11 protein-coding genes and 1 pseudogene are annotated in these 16,852 nt (G+C 59.0%); 3 read left to right on the forward strand and 9 right to left on the reverse strand.

The window, feature by feature from the left end; translation table 11 throughout:
- Window positions 1-28: 28 nt before the first annotated feature.
- Window positions 29-454: a DUF6896 domain-containing protein gene (locus tag IB245_RS01675; protein ID WP_192226204.1), complete on the reverse strand. Its 426-nt coding sequence runs from the start codon at window positions 452-454 to the stop codon at window positions 29-31.
- A pseudogene (locus tag IB245_RS01680) lies at window positions 451-5,247 on the reverse strand (RHS repeat-associated core domain-containing protein). Before IB245_RS01680 ends, IB245_RS01675 begins: the two are co-directional and overlap by 4 nt.
- 261 nt (window positions 5,248-5,508) lie before the next feature.
- Between IB245_RS01680 and IB245_RS01685 the strand changes: the two are divergent.
- Window positions 5,509-6,204 carry an HAD-IA family hydrolase gene (locus tag IB245_RS01685; protein ID WP_008042293.1) on the forward strand — a complete coding sequence of 232 codons (696 nt, stop codon included), beginning with the start codon at window positions 5,509-5,511 and terminating at the stop codon, window positions 6,202-6,204.
- Window positions 6,205-6,348: 144 nt separating this feature from the next.
- Here IB245_RS01685 and IB245_RS01690 read toward each other — a convergent pair whose 3' ends face one another.
- Window positions 6,349-7,095: a 3-oxoacyl-ACP reductase family protein gene (locus IB245_RS01690; protein WP_008042294.1), complete on the reverse strand. Its 747-nt coding sequence runs from the start codon at window positions 7,093-7,095 to the stop codon at window positions 6,349-6,351.
- 126 nt (window positions 7,096-7,221) lie between these two features.
- On the opposite strand from IB245_RS01690, the gene IB245_RS01695 reads away from it, so the two are divergent.
- Window positions 7,222-8,145 (forward strand): LysR family transcriptional regulator, encoded by a 924-nt coding sequence (locus tag IB245_RS01695; protein WP_192226206.1) that lies wholly within the window; start codon window positions 7,222-7,224, stop codon window positions 8,143-8,145.
- A gap of 107 nt (window positions 8,146-8,252) precedes the next feature.
- On the opposite strand, the gene IB245_RS01700 is transcribed toward IB245_RS01695, so the two are convergent.
- The 3 genes from IB245_RS01700 to IB245_RS01710 all read right to left on the reverse strand — a co-directional run bounded on the left by IB245_RS01700 (window position 8,253) and on the right by IB245_RS01710 (window position 11,877).
- On the reverse strand, window positions 8,253-8,981 hold the full coding sequence (locus IB245_RS01700) for an aspartate/glutamate racemase family protein (protein WP_008027338.1): 729 nt from the start codon (window positions 8,979-8,981) through the stop codon (window positions 8,253-8,255).
- Window positions 8,982-9,038: 57 nt separating this feature from the next.
- On the reverse strand, window positions 9,039-10,565 hold the full coding sequence (locus IB245_RS01705) for an NCS1 family nucleobase:cation symporter-1 (RefSeq protein ID WP_192226208.1): 1,527 nt from the start codon (window positions 10,563-10,565) through the stop codon (window positions 9,039-9,041).
- Between the two features lie 571 nt (window positions 10,566-11,136).
- Window positions 11,137-11,877, reverse strand: a complete 741-nt coding sequence (locus tag IB245_RS01710) for a phosphoadenylyl-sulfate reductase (protein ID WP_192226210.1) — start codon at window positions 11,875-11,877, stop codon at window positions 11,137-11,139.
- Between the two features lie 173 nt (window positions 11,878-12,050).
- Here IB245_RS01710 and thrH point away from each other — a divergent pair, with 173 nt between their 5' ends.
- Complete coding sequence (gene thrH / locus IB245_RS01715) at window positions 12,051-12,668, forward strand: bifunctional phosphoserine phosphatase/homoserine phosphotransferase ThrH (RefSeq protein WP_008027341.1); 618 nt, start codon at window positions 12,051-12,053, stop codon at window positions 12,666-12,668.
- 87 nt (window positions 12,669-12,755) lie between these two features.
- Here thrH and pabB read toward each other — a convergent pair whose 3' ends face one another.
- The 3 genes from pabB to IB245_RS01730 form a co-directional block, all read right to left on the reverse strand.
- Window positions 12,756-14,093, reverse strand: coding sequence for an aminodeoxychorismate synthase component I (gene pabB / locus IB245_RS01720; RefSeq protein WP_192226212.1), 1,338 nt, complete (start codon window positions 14,091-14,093; stop codon window positions 12,756-12,758).
- A 235-nt stretch (window positions 14,094-14,328) separates the two neighbouring features.
- The gene (locus tag IB245_RS01725; protein WP_008027343.1) at window positions 14,329-15,315 is read right to left on the reverse strand and encodes an alpha-L-glutamate ligase-like protein; all 987 of its coding nucleotides are present in this window, start codon (window positions 15,313-15,315) and stop codon (window positions 14,329-14,331) included.
- Complete coding sequence (locus IB245_RS01730; RefSeq protein WP_008042311.1) at window positions 15,315-16,850, reverse strand: inactive transglutaminase family protein; 1,536 nt, start codon at window positions 16,848-16,850, stop codon at window positions 15,315-15,317. The genes IB245_RS01725 and IB245_RS01730 overlap by 1 nt, the downstream gene beginning before the upstream one ends.
- Window positions 16,851-16,852 lie beyond the last annotated feature (2 nt).

Here is a 16,852-nt window from a genome sequence, read left to right on the forward strand (position 1 = left end):
TTAGTCAGGTATGCCAAGTACGGCAAACTCAAATATCGCGACCTTTAAATATGTATAAATAATCTGTAGGTCCTGACATTTTTTCGAGAAATCCTGCTGCTATATAGTATTGAAAGTCAGCCTTCAAAACATTTTTGTCTGTGTACTTTTTATATTGTTGAGGCAGCTCGCAAGCAAACAAGTAAAGACGCCAGACATCGAAGCCATCTATTCTCCCATCTGTCCCGTAATCAAAATCTACGCATGCCTCAGGCAGACAAATCGCACAGCCAACTCCGTGCAGCTCGTATGTGATGTCTCCAACAATTGTTCCGCATCGCTCGATTTTACTGGTTCGCCATAACCCAAGAATGCAGCGCGTGCCAAATTTTTCTTCCAGCAAAGCAGTAGCTTTTTCTACTTTGGCAAGAAAATCAAAAATCAATTGTTCTAAATCCAGGTTTCTTTCACTCATCGTCTACGAGGCTCCAGTCTGTCGTGTCCTACGTTGTTGGCTGACTCTAAGACTTCATCAATGTTGTTGAGGTAGCCCCTGTGACCCTTGATGTCTTTCACTAGCTTTATTATTACGTCAGTTGATGTCTGCCTTGCGGCAGAGACGCGATGATGCCCGTCAAGTATATAAAGTTTCCCGTCATGTTCAGCTACATCGATAGGGTATGTAGCGTCAAAACCACTGTCGCGCATATCTTTTGCCAGATTTTCTACTTTTTTAGTCGAGCCTTTACCTGAAATGGCGTGCGTTCTGTTCAAGTTTTTTGGGGCGACCCCATAGGCCACAGTGGGTAGATCGGGTTCACTAATAATAGCCGCGACCTTATCCGCCGGATCCTCAACCCCCTCAGCCGACCCGCACCCACCCATCCCCGGACAATCACTCAACCCCAACGGATCAACCCACCCCGTGGGGCTCAACACGTACCGATACCCGTTCAGGCCACCGGCCAATCCGACCGGGTCCGGCGTCAGATACCGTCCCACATCCGGCTGGTAATACCGATGCCGGTTGTAGTGCAAGCCTGTTTCCGGGTCGAAGTACTGGCCCTGAAACCGCAACGGCTGGTCGAGGATCTGGTGGGTGTCGCGGTTGAGGCGGGTGAGGCGGCCGTAGGCGGTGTATTGGGCGGACCAGACGATTTCGCCGCTGTAATCGGTGAGTTCTTGCGGTGTGCCGAGGTGGTCGAGTTGGTAGTAAAACGGGCAGGCGTTGCGCGGGCCTTTGCCGTCGAGCATGGCCAGCGGGCGAAAGCTGCCGGGTTCGTAGATGTAGCTGCGGTAGTGCTCGCGACTGCTTTCGGCGACGAGGTTGTCGCCCTGCCAAAAAAACTCGGTGGTGTTGCCATCGACGTTTTTGCTGATGCGGCGGCCGAAGGCATCGTAGCGGTAGGTTGCCTGGCTGCCGTTGGGCAGGGTGATGCCGATCAGGCGATGCTGGCAGTCGTAACGGTACTCGGTGATCAGTTTTTGTGCAGTGCCGCGGCATTCGCGGATCAGGTTGCCGAAGGCGTCGTAATCGTAGTGGCGGTCGCCTTGCATCAGCAGGCGATTGCCTTTGAGCATGGCCGGACCGGGGCGGTCCTGCATCAGCAGGTTGCCGGTCGGGTCGTGGGCGAAGTTTTCCGGTTGGTGATCTCGGGAGTGGCGGACGCGGATCAGGCGATCGAGCGAATCGTAGAGGTAGCTGCGCTGACCGTGCCGCGTGTCGGCAATGTGGTCGAGGTTGCCGTTGGCGCTGTAGGCATAGTCGCGGCGATACAGCGGTTGCAGGTTTTGGCGGACAGCGTGGGCGTTCAGTCGACCTTGATTGTCATACTGATAATCGCTGAGCAGCAGGCCTTGTTGACGGTTCTGTTCGCGGCCGGCGAAAAAGGTGTGAGCGGTCAGTCGGGCGCCATTGAGGTCAATGGCCGTCAGCGCGCCACCCTTGGCATGGTGGTAATCGAGTTTGCTGTTGTCGGGCAGGCGCAAGTGGTTGAGCTGGCCACAGGCATCGTAGCCATATCGCAGCGTGCCCCAGCCTTGGTGTTCGGTGACTAGCCGACCCTGCTTGTCGTATTCGAACTCCAGCGGGTGATCGTGACCGTCATCGACGCTGACCAGTCGGCCAAGGCTGTCGTATCGGTATTCGACATTGACACCGTCGGGCAGCGTCTTGACCAGTAGCCGTCCCGTCGAATCCCGTTGATAAGCCGTGACCCATTGCGAGCCGTCGTCGCCGAATTCGGTTTTTTTCAGCAACTGTCCATTGAGGTCGTAGGCATACGCGATGCGTTGGCCATCGAATCCGGTTTCCTGTCGGATCAATCCATTGAGCGTGTAATCCAGCAGATATTTCCCGCCGGACTCATTCTCGATTTCGGTCAGTAACAACCGTGCGTTGTCGTACCGATAAAGCAGTTGTGTGCCATCGGGATTGATCCGACGGCTGACCAGATGCAGATCATCGGCATATTCAAAGCGCGTGGTGCGCCCCAGTTCATCCCGTTCGGCGGTGACCTTGCCGTAGGCGTTGTAGCTGAAGGCGCGACTGGCACCTGTAGGAAGCGTCGTCTGAATCAGTCGTCCAACGGCATCCCATGAGTAGCGAGTGACGGCACCGTGTTCGTCCTGTCGGGTAACCTGCCGGCCCAACGCATCGTAGGAAAAGCGCCGCTGACCGCCACCCGGCAAGGTCTCTTCGATCAGTTGACCCAAGGCATTCCGGACGAAGACATGCCGACTGTTGTCCGGAAAGCGGATCGACAGCAGCTGGCCTTTTTCGTCGTGGTGGTAGTGGGTGACATGCCCCTCGGGGTCGGTCGCCTCGATGACCTCACCCTGAGCATTGCGCTGATACTTCCACACGGCGTTGCCGCGATACCGCGCATGCAGGAAACCATTGCGGTATTCGTAGGACGTTGGCTCACCTTCGGGTGGAATCAGGGCAATCAGCCGTCCGACATCGTCATAGCGGTAGCGGGTAATTGCCCCGAGCGGATTCTTTTCGGCAATCAGCCGCCCCTGGCTGTCATAGACATTGAGGTGTTCCGCCCCGTCGGGTTCGACTCTCCGCACCAGGCGTGCCCGGTCGTCGTGCTGGTAAAACGCTTCGCTGCCATCAACGTTTTTAACCTGCACGCCGCCGTTGTCATCCCAGGCATAGCGCGTGTCCATCTGCGAAAACGACGCTCAATGTCGGACGCATCGCGCAGACTTGCCGGACCTTTCCCACTCCCAGAAGAAGCTCGCGCCACCAGCCAATTGCCGCTGCAGGATGACGTGCTGGTCGTCATAGTCGTAACGTTCGCTTTCGCCGGCGGCGTTGGTCGCTTCGATCAAGCGATGACAGGCGTCGTAGCGGTAGGTCACCAATGTCTGTTCAGTGCGCCAGGCATCTTCCAGGGTGTCGGCGGGATGAAAGCGCTGATACTCGACGGCGGCGAGGTGTCGGCGGTCGTAGCGCAATCGCAGCGAGCGTCCGGCACCGTTGTCGAGGCGCATGATTCTGTCGGCGTTGTCCCGTTGCACTGTCAGACGGTTGCCATAGGCATCGCTGATGGCTGTCAGTCGACCTGTACGGAAGTGGTAAAAACGCGTCGCTTCGCCTGCCATTGCGAGGATCAGTTCCTCCGGCTCATCCCCCAGGAAAATCGCCGCCCGCGACAGGCTGTTATGAATGCTCGGGCGTTCAACCTTGGGTAAAGGGAAGGTCGTGCGACGGTTTTCGTGGTCGATCCAGCTAACCTGTTCGCCGTCGATTTCCAGCCGATGTGCAAGGGCATGACTCCAGCCAAATCCGAGCCCGCAGTCGATCCCGACAGCACTGGTGCGATACACGCGGATGAACTCGAACGGCAACCGACCATCCAGCGAACCATCGATCAGGGTCAGCAGTTCTTCGCCGGTGACCATCGATACCGGGCAGCCGTTGGTTGTGGTTCTATCCGCTGAATCGATGTTGTCGCCGTTTGGGTTTTGCGCGGGAGCAGGGGCGTCGTCGCGGTGTTCCTGGCGGCTCAGGCGGGTCTTGGCTTCGGACTTGTCGCGGGCAAGGGCGACCGGGTTGTTCACCCGCACAATCGGTGATTCACCGGTGGTGATGTGCAACGGAGTCGCCGGCACGGGTTTGAGCGGCACGTTCCGCGCATTGATCATCAGTGGTTTGAGGGCGCCGGCGTGGCTGGTCAGATCAGATCTGTTCGCAAGCTCAGCCAAGCGCAAGCTTGCGGCGGCCAGCCATTGTCGGGCTCGCTCGGACTTGATCTTGCCCAGCACCTTGGCGCTGATGCCGAGTTTCAGGCCTGTAGGACCTGTGAGGCGCACCAGCAGGAAAGCGATGAGTATTTCTGTACGAATTTCCGCGACCACTTCGGCGATGTACTGCGGCGGCAACATCCGCAGCCAACTGGTGAAAGCCGCGAGATGAATGAACATCAGCGGCTCATCACTCAACACCAGCATCACATTGGCGATGGCTTCGGCCGAAGCGTTCAGCAGTGTCTCGAGTTCAACCTCGGTCAGGTATTCAAGAAGCTTTTCACTGTTGGCCTGCAGGTCCGCGATCAGGGCGTAGATCTGCTTTACGTCATCCCACAAACCGTGCAGCGACTTCTCGAATCCGCGCCAGTCGGCCCGTTGCAGCATGCCGTAGCGTTCAGGGAAACCGGCCTCGGAAAACCCCGCCCATAAAGGCTGGAATTCACTCGTCCACTCGTTGCGCAACCAGCCTTCAAGCTCATCGATCACGCTTTGATAGGAGGCATGAAGCGCCTGGACATGAGCGGTGGAAACATTGGGAAAGAATGTGATGCGGTAACGATGACCGCGCCAACACTCAGGGATTTCGAGGATGCCGCTTGGGCCGATGGTGTGATGCACCGGTTCGCCAAAAGTCATCTCGCCGTTGCTCTCTTCAATGATCGGTTCGAGCATCACCGGCGTATCACCAATGGGCACAAAGCGAGCCGCGTCGAACATATGCACGAGGGTCAACGGACCGCTGGCCGGGCATGTGGCGATCGTCGAGCTGACGGGGGCGGAGGAATTCCTCGGTGTGCTCAAACGAACGTCGTTGCCGACCTTGAACACTTGCTCGACCTCCAGCGCCCATCCTGTCCAGAAGCTTTCCGCCCAGGCCTCGTAGTCGTTGAGGCACAGGCGAAAATCGCCGAGCAGAGCTTCAACGTCCGGGTGCTCGGGGTTCATGGCTGCCACCACCAACAGGCCGATGGCGTTGTTCAAGGCCAGGACCTTGTCAGGGTTGAACATTCGCAGTCCCTCGCGCGGATAAATTGGGGTCGCGAGACTTTGCGGGGGATCAACGAGGAAAGAAGTCGGGAAAGGAGGTGTTTGGTGTAGGGCGAATCGCTAAATCATGCTCAGCGATTCGGCGAAGGTTTTGTCACCGTCGGGAGATTGCCCGTTGCTCTCTGCCGGCCGCGCTCGCTATGCTGCTGAACCCTTTAATCAAATCCCGGAATCAGCCGTGCCTGAGCCGACCGGGGTGTCATTAAAAACGGATCAGATGCGATGAATGCACCGCTGAAAGAGTTCGGCCCGATCAAAGCCGTGATTTTCGACATGGACGGCTTGCTGCTGGACACCGAGGGCATTTACACCGAAGTCACGTCGATGATCGCCGAGCGATATGGCCGGACTTTCGACTGGAGCGTCAAACAGAACATCATCGGCCGTGGTGCGGGTGATCTGGCGCGTTATGTGGTTGAAGCGCTGGACCTGCCGATTACCGCCGAGGAGTTCCTGGTGATCCGCGAGCCGCTGATGCGCGAGCGTTTTCCCACCGCGCTGGCGATGCCCGGTGCCGAGGAGCTGGTGCGGCACTTGAAGGCCAACAACATTCCGATCGCGGTGGGCACCAGTTCGTCGCGTCTGTCGTTCGGCCAGAAAACCACTTTGCACCGTGACTGGTTTGCGCTGTTCGACTTCGTCGTGACAGCCGATGACCCGGAAGTCGGTGCGGCCAAACCGGCGCCGGACATCTTCCTCACCGCAGCACGCCGCCTGGGCGTGGCGCCCGGGGATTGCCTGGTGTTCGAAGATTCGCCGTTCGGCGTGACTGCGGCGAAAGCGGCGGGGATGACGGCGATTGCGATTCCCGATGCTGCAATGGCCGATGAAAAATACGCACATGCCGATGGCATTCTTCGTACGTTGAAAGCGTTCAAGCCGAGTGCGTGCGGTTTGCCGGCGCTTGAGTGGTCTTAACACGATTGGTGCAATGACACAGACCCATGTGGGAGCGAGCCTGCTCGCGATAGCGGTTTTTCAGTCGACATCAATGTAGGCTGACAAACCGCTATCGCGAGCAGGCTCGCTCCCACAGTTTATTTTGCGTTTAACCTTCCCGAATCAGGCGCCGAAACCACCGTCGATGGTCAGGCTGGCACCGGTGATGTACCCGGCTTCCGGGCCTGCAAGATAAGCGACGAAGCTGGCGATTTCTTCAGCTTTACCATAACGACCCACAGCCATCAGCGGGATCAGGCTTTCGGCGAAGTCGCCGCTGGCCGGGTTCATGTCGGTGTCGACCGGGCCCGGTTGCACGTTATTGATGGTGATGCCCCGTGGCCCAAGGTCGCGTGCCAGGCCTTTGGTCAGGCCGACCAGTGCCGCTTTGCTCATCGCGTACGGGCCACCGCCGGCGAAGGGCATGCGGTCGGCGTTGGTGCTGCCGATGTTGATGATGCGACCGCCTTCGGTCATGTGTTTCGCGGCGGCCTGGGTGGCGATGAAGACGCTGCGTACGTTGATCGCCAACGTCTGGTCGAAGTCTTCGAGTTTGAAATCTTCCAGTGGGGCAACGGCCAGCACGCCAGCGTTGTTGACCAGGATGTCCAGGCGACCGAAGGCTTTGACGGTGGCGCTCACCGCATCGCGAATCGCCTCGGCGTCGGCACTGTCAGCCTTGATGGCCAGTGCTTTGCCGCCGTTGGCGGTGAGGCTGTTCTGCAGTTCTTCGGCCTTGGCCGTGGAGCTTACGTAGGTGAAGGCAACCGTCGCGCCTTCAGCGGCCAGGCGTTTGACGATGGCAGCGCCGATGCCGCGGGACCCGCCTTGAATCAAAGCCACTTTGCCGCTGAGGTTCTGAGTAGTCATGTCGATCTCCAAAGTCGCCGTGGCGAGATGCCGCGGTTGATGGAGCCTAGTATTGATTCAGGATTACAGGCTGTGTAGACGGTAATTACGATAGTCTGTGTAAACCAAAAGTTTATAGTGGCGCTTATGGAAACCTTCAGCAGTATCGAATGCTTCGTGCGCAGCGCCGAAGTCGGCAGCTTTGCCGAGGCCGCGCGACGCCTGAGCCTGACCCCGGCGGCGGTGGGCAAGAGTGTGGCAAAACTTGAGGCCCGGCTCGGTGTGCGGCTGTTTCAGCGCAGCACCCGTAGCCTGACGCTGACCGAGGCCGGTCATCTGTTTCTCGGCGAAGTCAGTTCCAGCCTGCACACGATCCAGAATGCCGTGGCCAATCTCGCGAGCGCCGAAGGAGGTCCGGCGGGAACGCTGAAAGTCAGCATGGGCACGGTGTTCGGGCGGTTGTATGTGGTGCCGTTGCTGGGCGAGTTTCTGAGGCGGTTTCCGGCAATCAATCCGGACTGGCATTTTGATAACCGCCAGGTCGATCTGATTGCACAAGGGTTCGATGCCGCGATTGGCGGTGGATTCGAGCTGCCGCAGGGCGTGGTCGCGCGCAAGCTGACACCGGCGCATCGGGTGTTGGTGGCGTCAGCCGAATATCTGGCGGGGCGCGAAGTGGTCGTTGAACCGGATGATCTCAAGCATCACGACGGGATTCTGATTCGGTCGCCGCAGACGGGGCGAGTGCGGTCCTGGCAATTGACCAGCCGCACCCAGCAACACAGCCCTTTGACGCTAAAGGCGCGGATGACCATGAGCGATTCCGAAGCGGCGTGTGCGACGGCGGCTCAGGGGTTGGGGATCGCGTTGGTGAGCATGCCGTTTGCTTCGGGTTATCTGGAAGCCGGGACGTTGCAGCGGGTATTGCCGGACTGGTTTGTCGACGATGGCAACATTTCCATTTACTACGCTGAGCACAAATTGTTGCCGGGCAAGACGCGGGCGTTTGTGGATTTCATTATTGAGCAGTTTGCGGAGCAGGGGTTGGCATCGCGGTTTAGTGCGGTTTGAGCCAGGATTGAGACCGAGTCGGCCCTTTCGCGGGCAAGCCTCGCTCCTACAGGGATCACACGTATTCTGTAGGAGCGAGGCTTGCCCGCGATGAACGATAACGCGGTCTACCGCCCAAACCGCCCAGGCCAGCCAATAATGTGTTTCGGCCGAGGCGTCGCATACGTCCTTACCTTCGACGTCGACAACCCCAATCGCACCAGCGACTCGGCAATCGTCACCGCCGCCGTCACGCCATCTACGACCGGCACCCCGGTGCGCTGACGAATCTGCTCGTCCAGCCCGGCCATCCCGCCGCAACCGAGGCAAATCACCTCGGCCTTGTCTTCCAGTACTGCCAATTCCGCCTGACGAACAATCGCCTCAAGCGCCCGTTGCGGATCGGATTCCAGTTCCAGCACCGCCAGGCCACTGGCCCGCACGGATGCGCAACGGTCCCACAACCCTGAAAGTTTCAGCCGATCCTCGATCAACGGCACGGTACGGTCCAGCGTAGTGACCACCGAATAGGCATGACCGAGGAACATCGCCGTGCTGGCGGCAGCGTCGGTGATGTCCACCACCGGTACGTTGAGCAGTTCCTGCAACCCTTCGCGACCGTGCTCGCCGTAACCGGCCTGAATCACCGCATCGAAGGGTTGATCGTAGGACATCACTCGATCCATCACGGCGATGGCAGCCAGGTAGCTTTCGAAATTGCCTTCGATGGAGTCGGCGCCGAAGTGCGGTGTCAGGCCGATGATTTCGGTGCCAGGCGCGGCCACGGCTTGAGCCGAACGGGCGATGGCCTGGGTTATGGATTCGGTGGTGTTGACGTTGACCACAAGAATTCGCATGGAAAGTCCTTATAGCGGGGTGGTTCTGCGGCCCGACGGTGCCGGGCCGTCATGGGGTTAATGGCTGACGTTATCGACCGCGATGGCTTCGCCGCTGACATCTGCGTAGTGCGGCTGCCGCTTGGCGATGATCAGGTAGAGCATCCCGGCGATCCCGGCACCGATCAGCCAGGAGAACGGCGATACGAGGTGGAAACCCGGCACCAGCGCCAGGACGATGGCGATCAGTGCTGCAGGAATGAACGCCGCGACCGCACGTAAATTGACGCCTCGGCTGTAGTAATAAGCGCCGTCGGGGTCTTCGCTGTACAACTGCGGCACGTTGATCTGACCTTTTCGTACAAGCCAGTAGTCGACCATGATCACCCCGTACAACGGGCCGAGCAGGGCGCCGAGGCCGGACAGGAAATACACGATCACCAACGGGCTGTTGTAGAGGTTCCACGGCAGGATCAGCACGGCGATGGTCGCGCTGATCAGCCCGGCACGGCGGAAGGTCAGGTATTTCGGTGCCAGGTTGCTCAGCACGAAGGCCGGGGCGACGAAGTTGGCCATGATGTTCACCGCCACGGTGACGATCAGGAAGGCCAGGCAACCGAGGACCAGGAAGAAGGTATTGGGAATCGACGCGATGATTTCCGTCGGGCTTTCGATGATCCGGCCATTGATCTGAAATTGCGCACCGCAGAGCAGGACGGTGATGCCGGCGAACACCAGAATGTTCACTGGCAGACCCCAGAAATTTCCGACCTTGATCGTCTTGCGGCACGGCGAAGAGCGGGCGAAGTCGCAGAAGTTGAGGATCAGCGTGCCGTAGATCGCCAGCCACAACGCGCCACCGGCAAAAATGTTGCGCCACATCTCGCCGCCAGTGAGCGGCTCACGGATCGACCACGCGATGGTCGCGTTGGCCTGGGTGTACATCCAGGCGGCCAGGGCGGCGACGGTCAGCAGAATCACCGGGCCGGCGAACGCTTCATAGCGCCGCACCATCTCCATCCCGTAGGCAAGAATCGCCAGTTGTACCTGCCAGATCGCGACGAAACACACCCAGCCCAGGCTCGACAGACCGAGGATCGAGTTGTGGTCGTAGTCGGCGAATCCCGGATGCACCGCCGTCAGCAGCACGCGAAACACCACCGAGGCGAGGTACGTCTGAATGCCGAACCAGGCGATGGCGATTACGGCGCGGATCAATGCAGGAATTTGCGCCCCATGGATACCGAAACTGATCCGGCTGATGACCGGAAACGGCACACCGGTTTTCTGGCCCATGTAGCCGGAGAGGTTCATGAAGCAATACACCAGCGCCGCGCCGATCCCGAGCGACAGCAGAATCTGCCAGCCGCCCAGACCTAACGCATACAGTCCGATGGCGAAGGAGTAGTTGGCGATGTTGTGAACGTCGTTGGTCCACAGGGCAAAAATGCTGTAACGGCCCCAGCGCCGGCCTTCGGCCTTGGTCGGTGCCAGGTCTTTGTTGTGCAGGCGCGGGCTGAGCACCACGGGGTCTTGAAACGTTTGAACGGGGGAAGAGGAGGGCAGATCCAGCGCGATGTTGTTATTGGAGAGGCTAGTACGCATTCCGGCAGGCTCCGAGCTTGGCGTCGCGATGACTGTGCATGAGCGTGGGCTCGACAAATCTTCGTCGCGGACAACAAGCATCATTGGTTACGGGGCATCTGCAGCCTGTACGGGATAGGGCGCTTCAGGCTTGCGGATCTAAAGTGTGTGTATGTTTTGAATTGATTGTATACAAAACATGTATGCACTTAAGCCAGATCCATGCCAGTCAGCGATCTATAAAATTCACCGGTAATTTCGTTTTGTTATCTGTAATTGGTAAGTGACTGAAATAAAGACGATATAAATTGACCGGTTGAACAGGTATTTATTTTTCGGCGGGATTCGCGGAGGTGTGAACGAGGGGGTGTCAGGCGGGATGAATGTAACTTTTCAGGGCGCAGAAACGAAAAGTGCACACATAAATGGCACCTATGGTGACATTCGTGTGTACACATTTGCTGGGCCGGTCACGAAACCTGTAGGAGCCAGCTTGCTGGCGATTGCGATCTTTCAGTCAATGCAGCTGTGACTGACACACCGCTATCGCCAGCAAGCTGGCTCCTACAGGGGGGGGGCTTGCTGTATGGGATCAGGCTTTTGACTTGCTGATGATATTCCCCGCATGCAACCCGCATTCTTTCTGCGTCGCCTCTTCCCACCACCAGCGACCTTCACGCTCGTGCTGGTTCGGCAGCACCGGGCGGGTGCACGGTTCGCAGCCGATGCTGATGAAGCCGCGTTCATGCAGGCTGTTGTACGGCAACTCGAGCATGCGGATGTAGCCCCAGATCTCTTCGCTGGTCATTTGCGCCAGCGGATTGAATTTGTACAGGTTGCGTTCCGGGGTGGAGAAGGCGGTGTCGATTTCCAGCACCGCGACGGCGCTGCGGGTGCCGGGGCTCTGGTCCCGACGCTGGCCGGTGGCCCAGGCGGTCACGCCCGAGAGCTTGCGGCGCAGCGGCTCGATCTTGCGGATACCGCAGCACTCGCCATGGCCGTCCTTGTAGAAACTGAACAGGCCTTTTTCCTTCACGAACGGTTCGAGTTTCGTGTAGTCCGGCGACACCAGTTCGATGTCGATCTTGTAGTGCTCGCGCACTTGATCGATGAAGCGGTAGGTCTCGGGGTGCAGGCGGCCGGTGTCGAGGCTGAACACTTTGACGTTCTTGTTCAGCTTCCAGGCCATGTCTACCAGCACCACGTCTTCGGCGCCGCTGAAAGATATCCACAGGTCATCGCCGAACTCGGCAAACGCGAGTTTCAGGATGTCCTGGGCGGATTTGTTGGCATAGGTCGTGGCGAGTTCCACGACATCGAACGATGGGCTCATCAGGGCGGCTTCCTACAGGTCGGTGGCGCTGGGCGCTCTATATGGCCTTGATGGTAACAAAATCCTGCAACCACTGGCGCGCCCTCTGCGTTGCGCAGGTCAGTCCGAGTCGCTAGAGTTCGGCAGTCCTTTTGCTCGCTCGACTCAATAATCAATACAAATGGGAGTGTCTTGTGGAAATTGCCTGTCTGGATCTTGAAGGTGTGCTGGTCCCGGAAATCTGGATCGCCTTCGCCGAAAAAACCGGAATCGAATCCCTCAGGGCCACCACTCGGGATATTCCCGACTACGACGTGCTGATGAAGCAGCGCCTGCGGATTCTCGATGAGCATGGCCTGAAACTCACCGACATCCAGGAAGTGATCGCCACGTTGAAGCCGCTGGACGGCGCCATCGAGTTCGTCAACTGGCTGCGTGAGCGCTTTCAAGTGGTGATTCTGTCGGACACGTTCTACGAGTTCTCCCAACCGCTGATGCGTCAACTGGGTTTCCCGACCTTGCTCTGCCATCGTCTGATTACCGACGATGCCGGGCGGGTGACGAGCTATCAGTTGCGTCAGAAAGATCCGAAGCGTCAGTCGGTTCTGGCGTTCAAGAGTCTTTACTATCGGGTGATTGCGGCGGGGGATTCCTACAACGACACCACGATGCTGGGCGAGGCGGATGCGGGGATTCTGTTCCATGCGCCGGATAACGTGATTCGCGAGTTCCCGCAATTCCCGGCGGTGCATACGTTTGAGGATTTGAAGCAGGAGTTCATCAAGGCTTCGAATCGGGCGTTGAGTTTGTAGGCGTTTTCTAGGACGCCTTCGCGGGCAAGCCTCGCTCCTACAGAGGGCGGTGATCACCTGTAGGAGCGAGGCTTGCCCGCGAAGCTTTCAAAGGTTTTGCAGGGTATCGAGCAACACCTTCACCTTGGTGATCGACTCCTGATACTCGGCCTGCCACTGCGAATCCGCAACGATCCCGCCACCGCCCCAGCAACACACCTGTCCATCCTTGACCAGCAAGCTGCGAATCGCGATTGAACTGTCCATCTCGCCGCGTACATCCAGATACAGCAACGAGCCGCAGTACAAACCGCGTCGGGTCGGCTCCAGTTCATCAATGATCTGCATCGCGCGAATCTTCGGCGCCCCGGTAATCGAACCGCCGGGGAAGCTGCCAGCGATCAGGTCCAGCGCATCCCGGTCATCCGCCAGTTCGCCGGTCACGCTGCTCACCAAGTGATGCACATTCGGATAGCTTTCGAGACTGAACAACTCCGGCACCCGCACCGAGCCAATGCGGCACGTACGGCCAAGGTCATTGCGCAGCAGGTCGACGATCATCAGGTTTTCTGCGCGATCCTTGGGGCTGGCCAGGAGTTCGGCGGCGTTCGCCGCATCTTCGGCTGCGTTCTGACCACGAGGGCGAGTGCCCTTGATCGGACGGGTCTCCACGTGGCGGTCGCTGACTTTGACGAAGCGCTCCGGCGACAGGCTCAGTACTGCGCCACCGTCGGGCAGGCGCTGGAAACCGGAGAATGGCGTCGGGCACGCCGCGCGCAACGCGCAGTACGCGGCCCACGGATCACCTTGGCACTCGGCGCGGAAGCGCTGGGCAAAGTTGACCTGGTAGCAGTCACCGGCCTGAATGTATTGCTGAATACGTTCTATCGCCTGGCGATAGTCATCAGCGCTCAGGTCGGCGCTCATCGGTGCCTTGAGCTTGAACGATTCGATCGTTTCAGCCACGGGATGACTGAACAGCGTGATCAGGCGTTGACGTTCGCTGTCGATCAGCGACGGGTGGAACACCAGCTGACTGGTCATCCGTTGGTGATCGCTGATCAGAGCCCAGTCGTAGAGCCCGAAACGCGCATCCGGCAATTGCAGATCGTCCTGTGCCTGGCTCGGCAGGTTTTCCAGGTGGCGGCCGAAATCGTAGCTCAGGTAGCCGATCAGGCCACCGGCGAAGGGCAGGTCAGGCGCCAGCGTCGCCTTACCGAGTCGTGTCAGATTGTCGCGAAGGCGTTGCAGGAAATCGCCACCGCTTTCGTCAGGCATTACCGCCAGTTGTTCCAGTGGCCAGGCACTGAGGAGGTCATAACGCCCGCGATCAGCCGTTGGCCGGCCACTGTCGAGCAGCACGGCGCCGGGGGCATGACGGATCGCCGCGAAGTACTCGGCGGGGTTGGCGCGATAGGGCAGCGGATGTACGGAACAGGTCAGCATGGGCGGGGCAGATCAGCCATCGAGGCGGGGGTGGCGATTGTAGTCCCCTCGGGGAATTGCTCCTAGAGGGGATGTCGGGGATTGGCAGATTGGGGGGGGCGGGGTTGAATGATTTGGTGACTGTGAGTAAGTCTTCGCGGGCAAGCCTCGCTCCTACAGGGGTAGCGCAAAACCTGTAGGAGCGAGCGGTGCGGCGATCCGACTTGCCCGCGAAAGGGCGCGACTCGGTCCCGGATCAACCCTCAACCGCAGGAATATGCCCGAACATTTCCTGCACAAACGCCATGCGTTCCTCGACGGTCTCGGTAATCCCGCGTGCTTTCAACTCTTCCAGCCGCGCCTCGACAGCATGGGTGCGCAACGTCAGGCCGCAATCGTTGGCGATCTGGATGTTCAACCCCGGCCGGGCATTCAGCTCAAGAATCAGCGGGCCTTTCTCCTGGTCCAGCACCATGTCGACCCCGATGTAACCCAGTCCGCACAGCTCGTAACAGCCGGCCGCGAGTTTCATGAAGCCGTCCCAGTAGGGCAGTTGCACACCGTCCACCGCGTTGGTGGTATCCGGGTGCTTGGCGATGATGTTGTTCAGCCAGGTGCCGCGCAGGGTCAGGCCGGTGGCGAGGTCGACGCCGACGCCGATGGCGCCCTGGTGAAGGTTGGCCTTGCCGCCGGACTGGCGCGTCGGCAAGCGCAACATCGCCATGACCGGATAGCCCATCAACACGATGATGCGAATGTCCGGCACGCCTTCGTAGCTGATGCTTTTGAAGATCTGGTCGGGGATCACGCGGTATTCGATCAGTGCACGGTCACGGTGGCCGCCCAGCGAATACAGGCCGGTGAGGATGCTGGAGACGTGGTGCTCGATTTCCTCATGGCTGATGATCTTGCCGGACACCGTGCGATAACGCCCCTCGAAGCGGTCGGCAATGACAATGATGCCGTCGCCACCGGCGCCCTGGGCCGGTTTGATCACGAAATCGCTGCGCCCGCCGATGATTTCGTCGAGGTTGTCGATTTCCTTCTCGGTGGAAATCACGCCATACAGTTCCGGCACATGAATGCCGGCGGCGATGGCGCGCTCCTTGGTGATGATCTTGTCATCGACAATCGGGTACAGGCTGCGCTTGTTGTACTTGAGCACGTAGTCCGCGTTGCGCCGATTGATCCCCATGATGCCCCGGGCTTCCAGGGCTTTCCAGGTCTTCCAGAAGCCGAACATCAGGCGTCAGCCTTCTTCAGGAAAGCCTTGAAACGCACCAGTTCGGTCAGGCGATAGCCGCGATAACGGCCCATAGCCAGCATGAAGCCCACCAGGATCAGCAGGATCGCCGGGAAGGTGAACACGAAGTAAACCAGCTCCGGCACGCTCATGATCAGGTGCGCCAGGGACGCGGCGAACAACGTGCCGATGGCCACTTTCATCGCATGCCCGGAGCCGCGTTCTTCCCAGGTGATCGACAGGCGTTCGATGGTCATGGTCAGAATCACCATCGGGAACAGCGCCACGGACAACCCGCGTTCCAGGCCCAGCTTGTGACTGAACAGGCTGATCGCCGCGATCAGCACCACCACAAACGTCAGCACCACCGACAACCTCGGCAGCATTTGCAGCTTCAGGTGTTCAAGGTAGGAGCGCAGCGACAGCCCCAGCGCCGTGATGATGGTGAACAGGACGATGCCGAATCCGAGCTGGGTTTCGCGGAAGGCGAGGGCGATCAGCACCGGGGTAAAGGTACCGAGGGTCTGCAGGCCGATCAGGTTGCGCAGGATCAGGATCACCAGCACGCCGATCGGGATCATCACCATGATCATGAAAGTCTGCTGGGTTTGCAGCGGCAGGCCGTACAGCGAGTATTCGAGGAAATTGGCGTCGGTGTTTTCGTCGGTCAGCTTGGCCAGGCGAATGGCGTTCATTTCGCTGTTGTTCATGCTGAAGGTGACGGTGGCCTTCTTGCCGCCATCGACGGTGATCAGGTTTTCGTCACCGGTCCACCACAACAGGCGGTCGGTCGGCAGGCCTTGCTCGCCGGTTTCCGGGTTGAAGTACAGCCAGTCGGTGCCGTTGAAGCTGCGCAGCCAGAGTTCCGGGGTTTGCGGCTGGTCGGCCACGAGGCGGATGGTGTGGACCTTTTCCACCGGCACGTGGGCGATGGACAGGACCAGTTCAACGATTTTGGCCTTGTGCCCGCTGGACGGATCGCCGCCCAGCAACAGTTTCACGTTGTCGTCGTTGACATTGTTGACCCGCTTGATCGCTTCGCCGATGAAGGTTTCGACGTCAGCCGAGTGCTGGCGGATCGGCGCGAGCAAGGCTTCAGCGGCAACTTTTTCCGCGCCTTCGACGGCGATGCTGTCGCGGAAAGTCGGGCCTTTGACCTTGGATTTTTCCCCGGTGTAGCGCTTGGTCAGCACCAGGCGGTAATAAAGGGTCTGGTTGCCTTTGGCCCGGCGTGCCGACCAGGTCACCTTGCGGTTGCCGTCGATACGGTTCACGGCCACGCCATAATTATTGGAGATGAAACTTTCGTTGAGGCTGACGAAATCACGGCTCAGCGGTGGCACGAACATCTGGATTTTGACCGGGTCTTTGGCACTGGCGACGAACTCGACCTTGGCGTCGATGTTCCACAAGTCGTCGGTGGCGTCTTCGGTCACGGGAATGCCGAGCACGAAGATCTGATAGGCCGTAACTGAAATGCCCAGCACCACCAGGATGGCGATCAGCATTTTCAGATGGAGGGTAAGAGAGCGCATTG

This window comes from Pseudomonas sp. PDM02 (assembly GCF_014852285.1).
In the GTDB taxonomy this organism is placed as follows: Bacteria; Pseudomonadota; Gammaproteobacteria; order Pseudomonadales; family Pseudomonadaceae; genus Aquipseudomonas; species Aquipseudomonas migulae.

Coding starts and splice junctions, on each gene's coding strand:
- IB245_RS01705 (WP_192226208.1), bottom strand. CDS start 10,565: ATGCGTACTAGCCTCTCCAATAACAACATCGCGCTGGATCTGCCCTCC.
- IB245_RS01730 (WP_008042311.1), bottom strand. CDS start 16,850: ATGCGCTCTCTTACCCTCCATCTGAAAATGCTGATCGCCATCCTGGTG.
- IB245_RS01725 (WP_008027343.1), bottom strand. CDS start 15,315: ATGTTCGGCTTCTGGAAGACCTGGAAAGCCCTGGAAGCCCGGGGCATC.
- pabB (WP_192226212.1), bottom strand. CDS start 14,093: ATGCTGACCTGTTCCGTACATCCGCTGCCCTATCGCGCCAACCCCGCC.
- IB245_RS01700 (WP_008027338.1), bottom strand. CDS start 8,981: ATGCGAATTCTTGTGGTCAACGTCAACACCACCGAATCCATAACCCAG.
- IB245_RS01690 (WP_008042294.1), bottom strand. CDS start 7,095: ATGACTACTCAGAACCTCAGCGGCAAAGTGGCTTTGATTCAAGGCGGG.
- IB245_RS01695 (WP_192226206.1), top strand. CDS start 7,222: ATGGAAACCTTCAGCAGTATCGAATGCTTCGTGCGCAGCGCCGAAGTC.
- IB245_RS01710 (WP_192226210.1), bottom strand. CDS start 11,877: ATGAGCCCATCGTTCGATGTCGTGGAACTCGCCACGACCTATGCCAAC.
- IB245_RS01685 (WP_008042293.1), top strand. CDS start 5,509: ATGAATGCACCGCTGAAAGAGTTCGGCCCGATCAAAGCCGTGATTTTC.
- IB245_RS01675 (WP_192226204.1), bottom strand. CDS start 454: ATGAGTGAAAGAAACCTGGATTTAGAACAATTGATTTTTGATTTTCTT.